The organism is Rhodospirillales bacterium (assembly GCA_020638175.1).
Lineage (GTDB): Bacteria > Pseudomonadota > Alphaproteobacteria > Micavibrionales > Micavibrionaceae > JACKJA01.
In genome coordinates, this window is sequence record JACKJA010000002.1 from 1,096,143 (window position 1) to 1,114,033 (window position 17,891).

The window sequence follows — 17,891 nt, forward strand, 5'->3', positions numbered from 1 at the left end:
GGACGGCCAAGACGGCGCTGCTGAAGATGATAGCGCCGGTGGTTCGCGACGGCGCGATCGCCGTATGGGGGATGTTCACGAGCAAGAGGGCAACAGTAAACTATGGCTGGTAACCTTTACCGACGTCATGGCTTTGATGCTGACCTTTTTCGTGTTGTTATTTTCCATGTCGCACCCCAGAACCGAAGTCTGGTCTGAAATGACCGCCGCCTTGCAAACCGAGTTCAACAAGTTTTACGGATCAACCCAGCTCTTGGGGCCAGTCGATGGGGTTAATCTGGACAAGATTAAATATAATCAGGCGCTTGACCTTCGTTATCTCGAGGCGCTGATGCAGGATACATTGTCGGGAAATGATATTCTGGGAACCGTCAGCATGGAAACCAGAGATGGCCGGATTATGATTTCCCTGCCGCAGGACCTCCTGTTTGACGCCGGGCAGGCCACCGTTAAACCCGAAGGGTCGAAAGCGCTCTATGCGCTGGCCGGTGTTTTGTCGCGGATCAAAAACAAGATCGAAGTCGTCGGGCACACGGATCCGCGCCCAATATCGGGCGGGGAGTACGGCTCGAACTGGGAACTTTCACTGGCGCGCGCGGCCAATGTGGCTGTGATTCTTAAAAATGTCGGGTATGAAAAGGAAATCACAGTTCGCGGGATGGCCAGTGGCCGTTATGATGATTTGCAAGGGGTTGTCGATGAAGACGAACGGCTAAAAATATCGCGGCGCGTCGATATTGTTTTGATGGATCACGATGGCAGCCGGGGAAAAGTATTTTTCGACAGAGAGTAAGAGTAAGGTATGATATCCTTACCGGGGAGAAAGAATATCTCCTTGAACATCAGAGACTTCGGGACGGATCAGTTGAAATCAGTGATCAAACTTTTTGTGATGGCGGGATTGTTATGGCTGCTGACGGGGGCGGGGGCTTACGCTGCCGGTGTCCCTGTGCGCGCGGGCGAACATGATGATTATTCCCGTCTGGTGTTTGACTGGCAAAAACCGGCCCCCTACGAGCTGAAAAAAGAAGGAGCGGACACGCTTGTTCTTGTGTTTTCCGCGGCGTCCGATATCGCGGTTGAATCACTGGATGTTGATAAAATTAAAAACCTGAGCAAGGTCAGCGATTCTGTAGAAGGCAGCAAAACGTTTGTGCGCATGACGATCCCGGCGGATAGCCGTTATCGTCACTTTACGATGGGAAACCGGGTGATTGTCGACATATACGATCCACCGGGATCCGCAAAGCCGAAAAAACAGGCCGCGCCAGCCAAAAAAACGCCGCCGCCCGAACCGGAGAGCGTGAAGAAAAAGCCGCAAGACGAGCCGGAAAAGATGACCGCCGCGCACCCGGAAGAGCCGGATGAAGAGGAGCTATCACCCGAAATGCCGGCAATTCCGGCGGATAACGTCATTGTTGATGAGTTGAAAGCGCCGTCCGCCCATGCGGAACTGGAAAAGGCCAAAGCCGATCTGGAATCCTACCTGTTTACCATGACGTTGACCGAAAACACCGGGATGGCGGCCTTTTCCCGTGCAGGGGCGCTCTGGATGGTGTTTGACCGCGCCGGTATTAACGTCATGCCGCAAATTTCCGGTCCGCGCTCTGAAATGTTTGGCGATTTTGAAAAAGTTCCGATGAAGGGCGGCACGGCTTTTCGTTTAAAGCTGCCCGAAGAGACGCGGGCTTGGCATATGTATGGTGAGGGCGGCGGTCTGGTCTGGCGGGTTGTTCTGACCAAAACCGAACGCAAAACCAGTCCGGTCGAACCCGAACGCTCTTTCATACGTGAAGATGAAATCTGGGGTGGCACCCTGACATGGCCGCTACAACGGGCGCGGGATTTGCTCGAACTGCGTGATCCGACGGTGGGGGATACGATTAAACTGGTAACGGTGAGCGATGCGGGGCAGTTTACCGGACAAGCCTATGATTTTGTCGAGTTCAACGTTTTGCCCTCTATGGTCGGTATGGCTTTGCTGCCAAAGGTCGACGATCTGGAAATCATGCCCGGCGGCGGGGTGAAGATGACCCGTCCCGGCGGTCTGGCGATATCGCGAGCCAGAGATATCAGCCGTCACCAGATGCGTGAGGAAATCGTCGATAACAATATCGGCCAGATTATGAAACCGGCCGAGAACGTCCGGCGTATTTTTGATTTTGACCGCTGGATGCTGGGGGGGCTAAACGCGCTTGATGAAAATCAGGCCATTTTGCTTTCGGGAATGGCGGCCAAGGATACCAATGGCCGGGTGCAGGATCTGTTAACGCTGGCCAAGATTAACGTCGCCAACGACCGGGGACAGGAAGCTGTCGGCTTTTTGCGCTATGCCGCCCAGGAAATGCCGGAAATTATAAAATCACCTGAATATCTGGCCTTACGCGGCGCGGCTTTTGCGCTGGCCGGTAAATACGAAATGGCCTTTCGTGATTTGATGCGGCCGGTCTTGATGGAGTATGGCGAACTGGATTATTGGCGGGCCTACACGCTGGCCTGGCTGGAGGACTGGAATCAGGCCGAAAAAATACTGCCCCAGACATTTGGCATTATTCTGGAATATCCCAAGGCGCTACAGGAAAAACTCGGATTAAAACTGGCGGAAATCGAATTGCGCTCGGCAAATGTCGATACTGCGGAAGCGGTGCTGGCCGTATTGCATAAGGAAGAAGAGAAGCTGCGGCCCAGCACGGTCGCGGGCTTGAAGTACCTGAAAGGAGAAGCGCACCGGCAAAGCGGTGAATACGATCAGGCGCGGAAATGGTGGGAACCTCTGGCCAAGGGTAACGACGACCTTTACCGGGTAAAGGCGGGGTTGGCCCTGACCATCATGGCGATGCAGGACGAAAAATTCGACCAGCATGAAGAAGCAATCAACCGGCTGGAAGGGTTGCGTTATGCCTGGCGCGGCGATGAACTGGAAGCGAAAATCAATTTTGTGCTGGGCCAGCTTTACCTGAAATCCCGGCGTTACCTGAAGGGGCTGGGGATTTTGCGCGAGGCCGCTGCCATGAGCCCGCAGTCGGATATTGGCCGCGAAATTACGGCCTATATGAAATCATATTTTCAGGACCTTTTGTTGAATGATGAGGAAATTGCGCCTCTGGATGCGGCGGCGGTTTATGAAGAGTTTATCGAGCTGACCCCGGATGGTGATACAGGCAATAAACTGATTCAAAAACTGTCCGAACGGCTGGTGGAGGCCGATCTTCTGGGGCGGGCAGCGGCCATGTTGCAGCATCAGGTTGATTTCCGTTTGCAGGGGGCTGAAAAAGCAGCGGTCGCCAAACGTCTGGCCGCGATTTACCTGCTCGACAAGGAACCCAAAAAAGCCATCAAGGCGATTGATGCGGCCATTCCGTATCATGAGGCATCGACCGACGAAGGCAAAGATGTCGCCCTCGAGGAGTTAGGGCTTTTGCGGGCGCGGGCTTATTCACAGCTCGGTCGGACGGAAGAGGCCATTGCCTTGTTGAATGATTATGATCCTGACCCCAAAGTGAACAGTATGCGGGCAGATCTGGCTTGGAGAGCAGGCTTATGGGAAGATGCGGCCGAAGCCTTGCAGGATTTGATTATCGACGAGGCGCTTGATCCGGGGCGTCCCCTGACCAACAAACAGGCCGACCTGATCCTGAACCGGGCGGTGGCGCTGAACCTGTCCGGGAACCGGGTGGCGCTGGCGAATATCCGCAAACGCTATGATGACGCCATGAAAAAGACGCCGCGTGGACGCCTGTTTGATGTGGTTACGCGGGCCCGCAATACCAGTATGCTGGCGGACAAGGATACGATCAACGAACTGGTATCCGAAGTCGATATCTTTCAGGATTTTCTGGAGAGCTACCGCGACAGCCAGTAAGTGGTTCTAAGTCGCAAAGCTTTGGATCAGCGATCCGGAAATCAAATGCCACCCGTCGACCAGCACAAAAAAGATGATCTTAAAGGGCAGGGAGATCATCACCGGCGGCAGCATCATCATCCCCATGGACATCAGGATCGAGGCCGTAACCATGTCGATAATCAAAAACGGCAGGAACAGCATAAAACCGATTTCAAAGGCCCGCCGCAATTCCGATATCATGAAAGAGGGGATCAGGATATGCAGCGGAATGGCTTCCGGGGTTTCAAACGGCCCGGCTTCCGACAGCTCTGTAAACAGGATCAGATCGTCTTGCCGCGCATGTTTGAGCATAAATTCCCGAAAAGGGTTTATGGAACGCTCAAACGCCGTCATTTCGTCGATTTCCTCGTTAATCAGGGGCGCAATGCCCTGCTCATAGGACTTTTGCAACGTCGGGGACATAATGAAAAACGTCAGGAACAACGCCAGCGAAATCATCACCGTATTCGGCGGAGTTTGCTGAATACCGATCGCGGTCCGCAGGAAAGACAAAACCACGACAATCCGGGTAAATGAGGTCATCATGATAAGAATCGATGGTGCCAGTGACAAAATCGTCATCAGGGCAACCAGTTGAATCACCCGTCCGGTCATGGTGCCGTTTTCCCCTTCGGCGCCAAAATCAAGTGTGACGCTCTGGGCGTACGCATCAGGGGCACACAGGAAAACAGCGGCGAGGGTCAGAAAGCCGAGCAGGGCGGGCAAAACGAACCCTTTTTCGGAAAGACGAAATTTATGACGCGCTGTTTTCATTGTTTTCCTGTTTGTTGGAGACTTCATCCTGCCGCGATTCTATGCCGCTTTCAACAACGGTTTCGCCATTGCTCCCAAGGATAATCAGGTGCTCGCGGTCATCCCTCTGGATCAAAAACAGCCGCCGCCGATGGTCGAGCGCCATTGTTTCGACGATTTTAAGCCTGCGCTTGCCGGGGCCTGTGATCGGTGCGCCGTGGCCGAATTTGCGCATGACCAGCGCCAGCCCGCCCATCAGCCCCAGTACAAACAGCATGGCGGCGGCGAAACGAAGAACAGAGGTCAGGGAGATAAGTTCCATGGCTTACTTTTTATTGTCCTGCGTTGTTCGGGCCTGATAGTACTCCAGTTCCCGCGCCAGATCGTCCAGCCGCGCGACCATGGTGCCGAGCAAATCTTCAATCTGCGGGGCGATCTGTGGCCCGGCGCCCTGAATATCGTCGGACAGGGACGCCACGGCATCCTCCATGTCCCGTATATCAACCAGCTCGTTACTACGGACACGGGCAATGACATCATCAATAAAGTCGATCTGCGCTTTAAGGCTGTCTTGGAGTTCCTGCGCGGTTTTCATATCAGGATCTATCCTTTCGCTTATCCATCCATAGCACTGTCGATCACCGCGTCAAAGGGATTTGACATGCCGTTGGCCCGATAGACATAGGATAAAATTTCGGCGACAGCCATAAAAGCCTCGGAGGGAATAGGGCTGTCCAGCTCTATCGTGGCCAGCATTTCGGCCAGATCGCTGTCTTCCCGGACCTTGATTCCGTTCTCAAAGGCGAGCTGCAGAATTTGCTCGGCAATTTTTCCCCGTCCGGCGGCGGTAATCAGCGGCACTTCACCGCGATCACTGCCGTCCTTGAGGGCAACGGCAGTGGCGCGTTTTGATTTTTTCTTTATATTCAAAGGGGTTAGTGGTTCCGTATTTCCCGCTTCTCGCCCATCGTCATATTCATCCATATTTGGCACGCTTCCTGCAAATTCATCTTGTGGTGGGTTAAAGCTACACAAAAACAAGATGAAAAGCCATGACAACACAAAACATCGGATTAATGAAGGCTCTGGCCGCAAAAATGGACTATCTGGACCAGCGCCAGAATGTTTTGTCCCAGAATATCGCCAACTCTGACACGCCGTCTTACCAGCCGAAAGACTTGCTGCCGGTTGATTTTGGGACGGTCTTGAAAAGAGTGACGAAGGAAAACGCCGTGCGCCCGGAAACGACCAACGCCATGCACATGCCGTCGCCGGGCAAAATTGCCGATCCGAAAAACCGCGCCCAGAAAGAAGTGTACGAAGTCGCCCCGGCAGAAAATGCCGTGATTATCGAGGAGCAAATGCTCAAAGCTTCGAAAAATATGATGGATTATAATTTGATGACCAGCCTGTACCAGAAAAACGTCGGCATGTTGCGCACGGCGCTGGGCCGCGGGCAATAGGAAATAGGGAAGGATAAAGATCATGTCTGAGTTATTTGGAGCCATGGGAATTTCCGCGCACGGGATGAAAGCGCAAAGCACCCGTATCCGGGTTTTGTCTGAAAACCTTGCCAACGCCGACACCGCGGCGCCGACCCCGGATGAAAATCCCTACACAAGGCAAAAAATCACCTTTAAAAATGAACTGGACCGCAGCCTCGGCTACAGAACTGTCGGCGTTGATAAAATTTATCAGGACACCGAGGAAGACTATCCGGTCAAATACATGCCCGACCATCCGGGGGCGGATGAAAACGGCTATGTGAAAATGCCGAACGTGAATTCTCTGATCGAAATCATGGACATGAAAGAGGCTCAGCGTTCCTACGAAGCCAACCTGTCGATGATCGAACAGAGCCGAACGATGATCTTGCAAACGATTGACCTTTTACGGCGCTAGTCAGATGCGCTATAGTAAAACGATAAGGAGTTTAACCAATGCCCGCAGATCCGATTAATCCCGCCCTGGCCGCCGGCGCCTATGCCAACACCCAGAAAGCCGCGCAAATGCCGGGGATCGCAAGCAATGAGGGACCGTCTTTTGGCGATCTGGTGAAAAAAGCCGCGACCGATTCGGTGGAAACCATGCGTGCCGGGGAAAAGGCGTCCGCCGACGCCGTGACCGGTAAAGCCAATCTGACGGATGTGGTACAGGCTGTCACCGATGCTGAACTGACCCTGCAAACCGTTGTGGCTCTGCGTGATAAAATGCTGAACGCCTATCAGGAAATCATGCGGATGCCGATTTAGGGCTGAGGATTGAACAGCCCGACAGATTTTCCCTTTTGAATGACATCGACAAGCTGCCCGTTTGGGGTCGCCGTGGCAATCTTGATTCCGGCTTCTAATTCCTGAGGCAGGCCTTTGAATTGTTCATGTAAAACAGGCGCGAGGTCAGCCGGAATTTCTGAGAAGGCAAGTTGTAAGGTCGTCCTGACATTCTCATTCCCGTTTTCTGATACACTATGTGCTAACTTTTCTAAAACCTCTCTGCCGTCATCACTGGCGACAACCTCAATGGAAAAAATCTGGCGTGGTCCATCATTTTCCAGCGTAGAATCAATAGTTAGATCGTGATCGCCGGAGGACAGTCCTTCCAGCGCAGTTCTCGCCGTCATGCCGATTGCCTTGGCGTCTCTGCCAATAAAAGAGAACCCAAATGAAACTGGTGCGTGTGGTGCTTTTGCATCAATCGTTTTACGCATGCCGTCCAGAACGGAAATGGCGCCCTCACGATTAGCGAGCTGAATGCCGCCCTCGGATTTATTCAATGCATTATAAACATCATTCAAAGCCATGGTCTGATATCTCCTGTTGGTTCATGTTGAAAATAAAGCATTTGGCTTAATAAACCATGAAAATTGGGGGCGTTTACAAGCCTCGCCTGTACAGGGCTAAAAATGCGCTATACACTGTTCCACATGAATCAGACGGAAATCATAGAAACAGTCCGTGAAGCGATTTTGATCGCGATCCAGCTCAGCGCGCCGGTAATGATCGTCGGGCTGATTGTTGGTGTAACGATTGCGCTGTTTCAGGCTTTGACCCAGATTCAGGAAATCACATTGGTCTTTGTGCCGAAAATCATCGCCATTTTTTTGGCGATTTTCGTTTTTTTCGGTGGCTTTGCCACAACCCTGATTGCCTTCATGGAAACGCTTGCCGACCGGATGATCGGATTGGGGTAGGGCGATGGAAACCCTGCAAACGTTCATCACGACCGGCGTTTTTGCCTTTATCCTGACCTTTGTGCGGATCGGCACGGCGGCGACGATTATGCCGGGCATCGGGGACAGCTTCACCCCGGCCAATATCCGGCTTTATATCGCACTGGGGTTGTCGCTGGTTCTGGCGCCGCTGGTAGCGCCGATGCTGCCCGACCCGATTCCGCAAGGACCGCTTTTGTTTATCCTGATTACCATGGAATTTATCATTGGCCTGTTCATCGGAACGGTGGCGCGGGTTTTTATGGCGGCGCTGGATGTGGCCGGTATGGTGATATCCATGGCATCCGGTCTGGGGAACGCCCAGCTTTTCAACCCCGGATTTTCGGCGCAAGGCTCGTTGATCGGGGCCTTTTTGTCTGTGACGGGGGTGATTTTGCTGTTTGCCACCAACCTGCATCAGGTTTTGTTTTTTGGCCTGATCGGCAGTTATGAGATGTTCCCGGTGGGGGCCATCCCGGATACGGGCTCCATGGCTGAAATGATGTCGAAAGCGGTGAGTGCTGCTTTTATGATCGGGGTCCAGATTGCCGCGCCGTTTTTGATCGTCGCATTGCTGGTTTATATCGGCATGGGGATTTTGTCTCGCCTGATGCCGCAGGTACAGGTGTTTTTGCTGGCACTGCCGCTCCAGATTTTATTGTCGTTTATAACGCTGTCGCTGACCATATCGGCGGGGATGCTGTTTTTCCTGAGCAAATTCGAAGAAGGCATGATCTTTTTCCTCAGCAGCGCACATTAGGGTAAAATAAAAGAATGGCTGAAGGCGACCAGACACAGGACGATTCCCAGAAGACCGAGGACCCCACCCCCAAACGGCTTGAGGAAGCCCGTAAAAAGGGGCAGGTTGCCATGTCGCGTGAGATGAACAACTGGATCATGCTCCTGACGGCGGCGATTTTGGTGGGGGCCGGCTCCAAAGCGATCATGGGCGCGCTGGGCAATCACATGCGGCTTTACATCGAACACGCTCACGACTTCCCGCAGGTGCCGGGGGGATTGTCCGTTGTTCTGGGACAGTCTTTCTGGCACGTGCTGGCGATCATAGCTTTGCCTTTGCTTGTGTTGATGGCGGCAGCCTTTGTCGGGCCATTCGCACAGGTCGGGCCGCTTTTTGCGCCCGAAGTGATTAAACCGGATCTAAGCAAGGTGTCTCCTATGAAAGGATTTCAGCGCCTGTTTTCATCGCGGGCGCTGATGGAGTTCGTCAAAGGTCTTTTGAAACTCGCTATTATTTCCGTGGTGGGGGTTATTCTTCTGTACCCGTTTTACGGCAGCATCGACCATTTCGTAGGCTTGCCGTTGATGACCGTTCTTGATGAAATGCTGAAACTGGTGATGCGCCTGATGGCCGGGGTTTTGGTGGTGCTTTTGGTGGTGGCCGTCATTGATCTCGTCTATCAGCGGACCGAGCATTATAAAAAAATGCGCATGACCAAACAGGAACTGAAAGACGAATACAAACAGGCCGAAGGTGACCCGCTGGTGAAATCAAAACTGCGCCAGTTACGCCAGGAAAGAGCCCGCCAGCGCATGATGCAGGCTGTGCCGCAGGCCGATGTCGTTATTACCAACCCGACTCACTATGCCATTGCCCTGAAATATGATCCGGAGGAAATGGATGCGCCGCTCTGCGTTGCCAAGGGGGTGGATGAAGTGGCTCTGCGGATTCGGGAACTGGCGAAAGAAAGCAAGGTTTTGGTCTACGAAGCGCCGCCGCTGGCTCGCGCTTTATACGAAGTGGTTGAAATCGATCAGGTTATTCCCCCGGAACATTACAAGGCCGTGGCTGAAATTATTTCCTATGTTTTCCGGTCCAAAGGAAAAATCCACTAGGACGAAAACCAAAATTGCCTATAACAGGCTGTCAATAACGATTTTCTGTGCTAAAACAGGACTATGAACCTCGACCATAGCGAATTTATAGCCAAACATCACCGGTCAGCGTCCCCGGAGCCGCCGCCGCCGGAAAAACCGCCGGTGAATCCATGGATTGCGCTGGTTTTCGTCGTTCTGGCCGTGGGCGGCTGCGTCTATATTGCCCTGTCGCTGAATATCCAGAAAGAAATAGCCATCGCGTCCGGCGTAGCCTTTGTCGTGGCGATGGTGGTGGCGTTTTTCCTGCAAAAGATTGTTTCGGTCCAAAGCGCGCGCAGCCGTGATTTTGACCTGTTAAATCAGGTCTTTGAAGGCAGCCGCGGCGCCCGGATGGTGACTGATGGCGCGGATCATCCGGTTTACTGGAACCGGAAATTCCAAACGCTCTGTCAGGCGGAAGATAAACCGGGGCTGTATGCTCTGGCCGCGTTGTTCGAGGAAGATTCCGAAACCATGGCCCATTTCCGGATGCTCGCCGATCAGGCGCACCGGGGCTTGACCGATTCGATCGAGCTGCTCAGCGTCCGTGGCCAGAAAGAGCGCTGGTTCAGCGTGACCGCACAGCCGATTGCCGGTTGGGCCGGGTATATTCACTGGCGGGTGGATGATGTGACAAACCGCCATGTGATTGACCGGGCGATCCGCGAAGAGCGCGAAAAACTGATCGACTTCACCGATAACGCCCCGGTCGGGTTTTTCTCTGTGGATGAAGAGGGGCGTTTTGTCTTTGTTAACGCCACGCTGGCGCGCTGGCTGGGCGAAGATATCCAGACGATTTTAACGCAAGGCCGCCTGCATACCTATTTCCATGAAGTGCCGGACAATGTGAAGCCTTATGATATTGTGTCCGGCGGTGGTCCGAAACAAATGGCGGAAATCGTCATGAAGGGCGCGGGCGGCCAGACATTTGCCGCGTCGATCTCACAGGCCGTCGTGCACGAAGAGGAAGACAGCAAAGTCAGGACGCGGGGCGTCGTTCACGATCTGACGGCGGAGCGGGCGATGCGCAAGGCGCTGAAGGCCTCCGAGCACCGGTTCCAGCGTTTCTTCGAGGAAGCACCGCTGGGGATCGCTCTGGTCAATGCCGATTGGGTGCTGGAGGATTGCAACCCGGTGCTGGCGGCCATGCTGGGCCAGAAGGTCGACAGTCTGGACGGGATGGCGCTCAATACGCTGCTCGATGAAGAAGACCGTGATGCCGTTTTGAAGGCGCTAAAGGAAATCAGTACAGGGGCGCAAACAGCCGCGCCGTTTGAAGTTTCCCTGAAAGGCAAAGAGAACAACGTGCCGGTCCAGCTTTACGCCCGGAAGCTGGAGGATAGCGAAAACATCGTTCTGCACTTTATCGACCTGACCCAGCAAAAAGATCTGGAGCAAAAATTTGCCCAGTCCCAGAAAATGCAGGCGGTTGGCCAGCTTGCCGGGGGTGTGGCGCATGACTTTAATAACCTGTTGACGGCGATGATCGGGTTCTGTGATCTGCTGTTGCTGCGGCACAAGCCGGGCGATCCGTCCTTTTCCGACATTATGCAGATCAAGCAAAACGCCAACCGTGCGGCTAATCTGGTACGGCAGCTATTGGCCTTTTCGCGCCAGCAAACCCTCCGGCCGCGGGTGCAGGACATGACCGACATCTTAACGGAAGTCTCGCACCTTCTGCGGCGTCTGATGGGTGCGAATATTGAGCTGGATCTGGTGCATGGCCCGGATATCGGGCTGGTGCGGGTTGATACCGGCCAGATGGAACAGGTTCTCGTTAATCTGGCGGTTAATGCCCGCGATGCGATGGATGGCGGCGGACACCTGACAATACGCACCGATTCGTATGACAACAAAAAACCGGTAAAATGCGGCGAGGACGATATGCCGCCGGGACGCTGGGTTAAGATAGCGGTTGCTGATACCGGCTGCGGCATGAGCAAGGAAGTCATGGACCGCATTTTTGAACCGTTCTTTACCACCAAGGAAGTCGGGCAGGGGACCGGGCTGGGGCTGGCGACCGTGTACGGTATTATTCGCCAGACGGGCGGGTATCTGAACGTCGAAAGCAAGAAAGACAAAGGGACAACCTTTACCATCTATTTGCCGAGCCTCAGCGAAGAGGAAGCCGAACAGGAAGAAGAAAAGATTGTGGACGACACGCCGCGCGACTTGACGGGGACGGCGCGGATATTGCTGGTCGAGGACGAAGACGCCGTGCGAATGTTCAGTTCGCGGGCGTTGGCGAACAAGGGGTATGAAGTTCTGGAAGCCACCAGCGGCGAAAACGCGCTCGAAGTTCTGGGCGCGGCGGAAGACAAGCATATAGACCTGATGGTCACCGATGTCATTATGCCCAATATGGACGGGCCGACTCTGGCGAAAAAAATGCGCGAAGAAAACCCGAAACTCAAAATCATCTTTATCTCCGGCTACACGGAAGAAAAGCTAAAAGACCATATGGGCGAGAACATCTGGTTCCTGCCAAAACCCTTCACCCTCAAGCAGTTAGCCGCCAAGGTTAAAGAGGCGATGGACGAATAGCTTCCCCCGAATGTTCCTTTATTGTTCTTTTCTCTTTACAATGAGAACAAAAAGTGTACGATTGTCCTCAGGATATCTTAACCGATTCCCGGAGCGATCATTGCAAGGCACGGGAATCTATGCCACAAGGGGAGTACACATATTATGTCAGTCACACCATTTAAAAAGGACTCGGAAGCCATGAATCAGGGAGATAAGCAAAAAGCTTTGGATGCCGCGCTGTCGCAAATTGAGCGGGCGTTTGGTAAAGGCTCGGTGATGAAACTGAGCGGGGATCAGCAAAACCCGATGAATGTCGAGGCGATTTCCACCGGTTCGATCGGGCTGGATATTGCGCTTGGGATCGGCGGCGTGCCGCGCGGACGGATTGTCGAAATTTACGGTCCGGAAAGCTCTGGGAAAACCACGCTGGCGCTGCATATTATTGCCGAAGCGCAGAAAACCGGCGGCACATGTGCCATCGTCGATGCGGAACATGCTCTCGACCCCGGTTATGCCAAAAAGCTCGGTGTGAATGTCGAGGAACTCCTGATTTCCCAGCCCGATGCCGGGGAACAGGCGCTGGAAATTGCCGACACGCTGGTGCGTTCCGGGGCGCTGGATGTTCTGGTGATCGACTCGGTGGCGGCGCTGGTGCCGCGGGCGGAGCTGGAGGGCGAAATGGGTGACTCCCACGTCGGTCTGCAGGCCCGTCTGATGTCACAGGCTTTGCGGAAGCTGACCGGCTCGATTTCCCGTTCCCGCACCGTCGTGATCTTCATTAACCAGATCCGTATGAAAATCGGCGTGATGTTTGGCTCGCCTGAAACCACGACCGGCGGAAATGCCCTGAAATTCTACTCCTCGGTTCGTATGGATATCCGCCGGATCGGCGCGATCAAGGACAAGGACGAAGTCGTCGGCAACCAGACCCGCGTCAAAGTCGTGAAAAATAAAATGGCACCGCCGTTCCGTCAGGTCGAATTCGATATTATGTATGGCGAGGGGATTTCCAAACTTGGTGAGCTTCTCGATCTCGGTGTACAGGGCAATCTGGTCGAAAAATCCGGGGCGTGGTTCTCCTATGACGGCCAGCGCATCGGGCAGGGCCGTGAAAATTCCAAAACCTTCCTGAAAGAAAACCCGGAAATGGCCGCGAAACTCGAATCGCAAATCCGGGCCAATGCGGGCCTGATCGCCGAAGATATGCTGACCGGCCCTGAAACGCCGCCGGAGGAAACCGCTGATATCGTCGTGGAACCGGAAACGGAAGCCAAAAAAGCCGGCTAAAAGACGGCGTTTAAGAGCATTTAAAAAGCCCCGTCAACCGGCGGGGCTTTTCATCCCTTATCCCGCATGATCCGCGCCTTGTCGCGCTGCCAATCGCGCTGTTTTTCTGTTTCGCGCTTGTCATGCTGCTTTTTCCCTTTGGCCAGCGCAATCTCCAGCTTGGCCATCCCCTTGGCATTGAAATATAGTTTCACAGGGACAATCGTATAGCCTTCACGGCTAACCGCGCCCATCAGCTTGTTCATCTCCCGTTTGTGCAAAAGGAGCTTCCGGTTGCGCCGTGGTTCGTGCTGCAGATGTGCGCCCGCCGGGCCGTATTCTGGGATATGCGCCCCGAACAAAAATAGCTCCCCGTGCCGGTCCGGCCCGACATAACTTTCGTTCAAACTGCACTGTCCATGCCGCAGGGATTTAACTTCCGTGCCGGTCAGCATAATTCCGGCTTCGAACTTGTCCTCCAGCGCATAGTCGAAACGCGCCCGGCGATTGTCTGCCACCGTCGCGTTCGTCGATATTAATCCGGTTTTTTTGTCTTTCTTCTTAGCCATGGGCCCGCAATATGGGGCTATTTCCTTCCGAAATCAAGCCTAACCGCTCCATAGCGTTGTCGACGGCGGCGCGGGCCTTTGCCGAGGCCGGAAGCAGCGGCAGGCGCATTTCATCAGTACATAGCCCCAGCCGCGCGCAGGCATATTTGGCGGGCTGCGGCGAAGTTTCGCTAAACAGCGCTTCATGTAGCGGCATCAGTTGCTCGTTGATGGCGCTGGCCGTGGCGTCATCGCCGGCTTCCCAGGCTTCATGCATTTGAGCGCACAGGGCGGGGGCAACGTTCGACGTCACGGAAATGCAGCCATGCCCGCCGCGCTCCAGAAAATCCAGCGCCGTATCGTCATTCCCGGAAAACTGCAGGAAGTCATCACCGCACGCCGCGCGGGTTTCGGACACGCGGCCCAGATCGCCGGTCGCATCCTTCACGCCGATAAAACGCGGCAGTTCGGAAAGGCGCTGCAAGGTGTCCGTGGCAATGTCAATCACGCACCGCCCCGGAATATTATAGAGAATCAGGGGGATGTCGGTGGCATCATGAATGGCTTTGAAATGGGCATACAGGCCGTCCTGCGTCGGTTTGTTGTAATAGGGCGACACCAGCAGGCAAGCATCCGCCCCGACGGTCTGCGCATGCAGCGTGGAATCGATCGCTTCCTGTGTACAATTCGACCCTGTACCGGCGATTATCGGTAAACGGCCCTTGACGACTTGCACGGCGCGCTCGACAATGCGGTTATGTTCATCATGACTCAAAGTCGGGGATTCCCCGGTCGTGCCACAAATCACGAGGCCGTGCGAGCCTTGCGCGATTTGCTGCTCCAGAAGGTTATCCAGCGCGTCCCAGTCAATCGCGCCTTCTTTAAACGGAGTAATCAATGCCGTAATCGATCCGTGGAACATCGGAAACCTTCCTGTTTTGTCGTTGGTTTGAATAGGGGCACTTTAGCGGCTTTGAGGGCCGCTTGCAAGAAAACGCCCGTCATTTTAACTGTTTTTCTCTTTCTTTGTATGTCGTTACCGGTTGTTTCTCCGCTGGCGTCTGAGCTGCGCCCCGTATTGAAAATTACCGGTGAGGATTTGTCCCTGACCCATCAGGCTTTACTGGCGGTGAAAAAGGGAAACTGGAACTCTGCCGAACGGCAATTCGCGCGGACGCGTAATCCGCTGGCGGCGAAAATGTATTACTGGTTGAAATATACCAAGGGCCAGGGCGATATCTCTTTTATCCGGCTGACGCATTTTATCCGCGCAAATCCCGACTGGCCGTCACAGGCAACGATGCAGCGCCGGGCCGAAAGTATCATGCCTGATGATCTGCGGGACGATGAGGTCATCGCCTGGTTCAGCGATTATGCGCCGCGCACGCCGGAAGGGATGGAGCGTTATCTGGCGTCGCTATCCCGCACGGGGAACCGGGAAGAGCTGGGCAAAACGCTGCGGGCATGGTGGCGCACCGCATTGCTGTCGCCGGCGCAGCAGCAACAAATACTCAGCCAATACGGCAGCCTTCTGGACGATTCCGCTCACCGGGCGCGCTTCGATAAGCTAATGTTTGCCAAGCATTATACCAATGCCCGCTCTCTGGCGATGTTGCTGGGGAACGGATATCCAGAGCTGGCCGATGCCCGGATCGCTCTGGCAGAGGATAAAGCCGGGCTGGATCACGTGATCGCTCGCGTACCGTCATATTTAAAAGATGATCCGGGACTCGACTTTGAACGGCTGAGCTGGCGCCGTCGGCATAATTACGATTACCGGGCGATGGAAATTCTTCATAAATCGCCGCCTGCTGACAAAATCGCCAATCCTGAAGACTGGTGGAAAGAGCGGCACATCATCGCCCGGCGTTTGATCGAACAAAAAAAATACAAAAGCGCCTATCTGCTGGTTTCCCAGCATAAACAAACGGACGGACTGGCTTTTGCGCAGGCCGAGTTTCTGGCGGGTTTTCTGGCGCTGAGTTTTCTTGAGGAACCGGCCAAAGCCTACGAGCATTTTGAGGCGCTATACCATAAAACCGCCACACCGATCAGCCGGTCGCGCGGTGCATACTGGGCGGGCCGTGCCATGGAAGCTTTGCAATCGCCGGATATGGCGCGCTCATGGTATGAAAAGGCGGCGGAATACCCGACGGCCTATTACGGCCAGATGGCTATGGCAAAGCTGGGCGCGGATTATACATCACCGGCGCACGCGCCGCCCGTCGCGACGGTTGAGGGCCAGATGGCCTTTAAAAACCGTGAAATGGTTCAGGTCGCCCGTCTTTTTCACAATGCCGGCCTCTGGAAGGAAAGCACGGAGTTTCTTTATGCGCTCTCCCGGCAGATCAATGAACCGGAAGACTATCTGTACGTGGCGGACCTCGCCCGCGATCTGGAGCATTATCACAATGCCATCCACATCGCTAAAACCGGCCTGAATAAAAACATTTTCCTGATGGATCATGCGTATCCGACGATGGTTTCACGCATGCGCAATATAGAGGCGGAGTGGGCGCTGGTGCATGCCCTGATCCGGCAGGAAAGCGCCTTTGACTATCAGGCGGAAAGCCCGGCTGGCGCGCGGGGGTTGATGCAGGTTATGCCAGCAACGGCGGCCGGCGTTGCCAAAAAACACGGCATCCGCCATGCCACCGAGTGGCTGACCACCAATCCGGAGCATAATATCCGCATCGGCTCTTACTATATCCAGGAAATGCTCGATCGCTACGACGGTTCTTATCCGTTGGCGGTGGCGGCCTATAACGCCGGGCCGGGCCGGGTGGACAAATGGCTGAAAACCATCGGCGATCCCCGGAAAGGTGAAATCGATGTTGTGACGTGGGTTGAACTCATTCCGATCTATGAAACGCGTAACTATGTACAGCGGGTTCTGGAGAATACCTACGTATATCGCTTAAAGCTCAAAGATGTTCAAAAAAGCGCCAATTCCCCGATCCACGTGGCGATGAGCGCTCGCTGATTTGATTGTTTTATCATTAAGTAACGGTAAACCTATTCTTTAGGTTTATTTGAGTCTCGATATCCAATATAATCAAGAGATACGATTATTTATCCTGAGAGATGAATAAATTCTGGATATTTATTTGTATTATCGGGGTAAGGCAAAATACGGAGACAGAAAATGCATATTTTGCTTGCAGACGACCATACCTTGTTCAGGGATGCATTGGTTAGTTACGTAGAGCGATCTGATTTCGACGCCGTAATGGATACGGTGGGGGATTTGGGGGGCGCGATTGATTTCATAAATGCCCGAAAGGGCGATGTTGATATTGTGCTTCTGGACATGCGGATGCCGGGCATGAATGGCTTGAAGGGCTTGAAAAAACTTTTGACGACCTATCCAGATGTCCGGGTTGTTCTGATGTCGGGGCTGGCGGAAAGTGAAGATGTTTCAGAGGCTCTCGATATGGGGGCTGCCGGCTTTTTCCCAAAAACAATGAGCGGTAAAGCCATGATAAAGGGGATACAGCAAGTCCTTAACGGGGAGATTTTTGTACCGCATAATGAAAATGATGACCTCCCGCTACCTTCCTATGATTACGGATCCGACGGGAAATTGAAAGATTTCTCACAGGAAAATGGCGGTGATAAAACGCTGCAACAACGTCTGGATCAAAAGAAACTGACGCCGCGGGAAGCCGAGGTTCTGGGGTATCTGGTAACCGGGGCGTCCAACAAGGAAATTGCCCGTGATCTTGAATTGCAAGAGGTCACCGTCAAACTGCATGTCCGCAGCATTTGCCGCAAACTGGGTGCTAAAAACCGGACGCAGGCGGCTTTGTTCGGTCAGCAGATAGGTATGTAG

Annotated in this window: 19 protein-coding genes; 12 read left to right on the plus strand and 7 right to left on the minus strand. The window is 53.9% G+C overall.

Going from position 1 to position 17,891, the window contains the following annotated elements; all coding sequences use genetic code 11:
* Positions 1 to 64 precede the first annotated feature (64 nt).
* Positions 65 to 793: an OmpA family protein gene (locus H6868_05345; GenBank protein ID MCB9988747.1), complete on the plus strand. Its 729-nt coding sequence runs from the start codon at positions 65 to 67 to the stop codon at positions 791 to 793.
* 99 nt (positions 794 to 892) lie between these two features.
* Positions 893 to 3,862: a hypothetical protein gene (locus H6868_05350; GenBank protein ID MCB9988748.1), complete on the plus strand. Its 2,970-nt coding sequence runs from the start codon at positions 893 to 895 to the stop codon at positions 3,860 to 3,862.
* A gap of 6 nt (positions 3,863 to 3,868) precedes the next feature.
* Here the strand turns inward: H6868_05350 and fliP are convergent, their stop codons facing one another.
* From fliP to H6868_05370, 4 genes are read right to left on the minus strand one after another with little or no spacing between them, the layout of a single operon-like run.
* Positions 3,869 to 4,657 carry a flagellar type III secretion system pore protein FliP gene (gene fliP, locus H6868_05355; protein MCB9988749.1) on the minus strand — a complete coding sequence of 263 codons (789 nt, stop codon included), beginning with the start codon at positions 4,655 to 4,657 and terminating at the stop codon, positions 3,869 to 3,871.
* A complete protein-coding gene (locus tag H6868_05360) occupies positions 4,638 to 4,958 on the minus strand; it encodes a FliO/MopB family protein (protein MCB9988750.1) in 321 nt (106 codons plus the stop codon). Before H6868_05360 ends, fliP begins: the two co-directional genes overlap by 20 nt.
* A gap of 3 nt (positions 4,959 to 4,961) precedes the next feature.
* The gene (locus tag H6868_05365; GenBank protein MCB9988751.1) at positions 4,962 to 5,231 is read right to left on the minus strand and encodes a hypothetical protein; all 270 of its coding nucleotides are present in this window, start codon (positions 5,229 to 5,231) and stop codon (positions 4,962 to 4,964) included.
* A 20-nt stretch (positions 5,232 to 5,251) separates the two neighbouring features.
* On the minus strand, positions 5,252 to 5,620 hold the full coding sequence (locus tag H6868_05370) for an EscU/YscU/HrcU family type III secretion system export apparatus switch protein (protein ID MCB9988752.1): 369 nt from the start codon (positions 5,618 to 5,620) through the stop codon (positions 5,252 to 5,254).
* A gap of 68 nt (positions 5,621 to 5,688) precedes the next feature.
* Between H6868_05370 and flgB the strand changes: the two genes are divergently transcribed.
* From flgB to fliE, 3 genes are read left to right on the plus strand one after another with little or no spacing between them, the layout of a single operon-like run.
* Entirely contained in the window at positions 5,689 to 6,099 is a 411-nt protein-coding gene (gene flgB, locus H6868_05375; protein ID MCB9988753.1) for a flagellar basal body rod protein FlgB, read from the plus strand.
* A gap of 22 nt (positions 6,100 to 6,121) precedes the next feature.
* Positions 6,122 to 6,538, plus strand: coding sequence for a flagellar basal body rod protein FlgC (flgC, locus tag H6868_05380; GenBank protein MCB9988754.1), 417 nt, complete (start codon positions 6,122 to 6,124; stop codon positions 6,536 to 6,538).
* Between the two features lie 38 nt (positions 6,539 to 6,576).
* On the plus strand, positions 6,577 to 6,888 hold the full coding sequence (fliE, locus tag H6868_05385; GenBank protein ID MCB9988755.1) for a flagellar hook-basal body complex protein FliE: 312 nt from the start codon (positions 6,577 to 6,579) through the stop codon (positions 6,886 to 6,888).
* On the opposite strand, the gene H6868_05390 is transcribed toward fliE, so the two are convergent.
* Positions 6,885 to 7,436: a hypothetical protein gene (locus H6868_05390; protein ID MCB9988756.1), complete on the minus strand. Its 552-nt coding sequence runs from the start codon at positions 7,434 to 7,436 to the stop codon at positions 6,885 to 6,887. The two genes, fliE and H6868_05390, sit on opposite strands and share 4 nt — an antisense overlap.
* A gap of 123 nt (positions 7,437 to 7,559) precedes the next feature.
* Here H6868_05390 and H6868_05395 point away from each other — a divergent pair, with 123 nt between their 5' ends.
* The 5 genes from H6868_05395 to recA all read left to right on the plus strand — a co-directional run bounded on the left by H6868_05395 (position 7,560) and on the right by recA (position 13,532).
* Complete coding sequence (locus H6868_05395; protein ID MCB9988757.1) at positions 7,560 to 7,826, plus strand: flagellar biosynthetic protein FliQ; 267 nt, start codon at positions 7,560 to 7,562, stop codon at positions 7,824 to 7,826.
* Between the two features lie 4 nt (positions 7,827 to 7,830).
* Positions 7,831 to 8,604, plus strand: a complete 774-nt coding sequence (locus tag H6868_05400) for a flagellar biosynthetic protein FliR (protein ID MCB9988758.1) — start codon at positions 7,831 to 7,833, stop codon at positions 8,602 to 8,604.
* A gap of 14 nt (positions 8,605 to 8,618) precedes the next feature.
* On the plus strand, positions 8,619 to 9,698 hold the full coding sequence (gene flhB, locus H6868_05405; GenBank protein MCB9988759.1) for a flagellar biosynthesis protein FlhB: 1,080 nt from the start codon (positions 8,619 to 8,621) through the stop codon (positions 9,696 to 9,698).
* A 63-nt stretch (positions 9,699 to 9,761) separates the two neighbouring features.
* Entirely contained in the window at positions 9,762 to 12,263 is a 2,502-nt protein-coding gene (locus H6868_05410) for a PAS domain S-box protein (GenBank protein MCB9988760.1), read from the plus strand.
* A 144-nt stretch (positions 12,264 to 12,407) separates the two neighbouring features.
* Positions 12,408 to 13,532 (plus strand): recombinase RecA, encoded by a 1,125-nt coding sequence (gene recA, locus H6868_05415; protein ID MCB9988761.1) that lies wholly within the window; start codon positions 12,408 to 12,410, stop codon positions 13,530 to 13,532.
* Positions 13,533 to 13,582: 50 nt separating this feature from the next.
* On the opposite strand, the gene smpB is transcribed toward recA, so the two are convergent.
* Together smpB and H6868_05425 are read right to left on the minus strand one after the other, a co-directional pair.
* A complete protein-coding gene (gene smpB / locus H6868_05420) occupies positions 13,583 to 14,080 on the minus strand; it encodes an SsrA-binding protein SmpB (GenBank protein ID MCB9988762.1) in 498 nt (165 codons plus the stop codon).
* Entirely contained in the window at positions 14,073 to 14,981 is a 909-nt protein-coding gene (locus H6868_05425) for a 4-hydroxy-tetrahydrodipicolinate synthase (GenBank protein ID MCB9988763.1), read from the minus strand. Before H6868_05425 ends, smpB begins: the two co-directional genes overlap by 8 nt.
* 108 nt (positions 14,982 to 15,089) lie before the next feature.
* Between H6868_05425 and H6868_05430 the strand changes: the two genes are divergently transcribed.
* A complete protein-coding gene (locus tag H6868_05430; protein ID MCB9988764.1) occupies positions 15,090 to 17,042 on the plus strand; it encodes a transglycosylase SLT domain-containing protein in 1,953 nt (650 codons plus the stop codon).
* A gap of 162 nt (positions 17,043 to 17,204) precedes the next feature.
* Positions 17,205 to 17,891 carry a response regulator transcription factor gene (locus H6868_05435; GenBank protein MCB9988765.1) on the plus strand — a complete coding sequence of 229 codons (687 nt, stop codon included), beginning with the start codon at positions 17,205 to 17,207 and terminating at the stop codon, positions 17,889 to 17,891.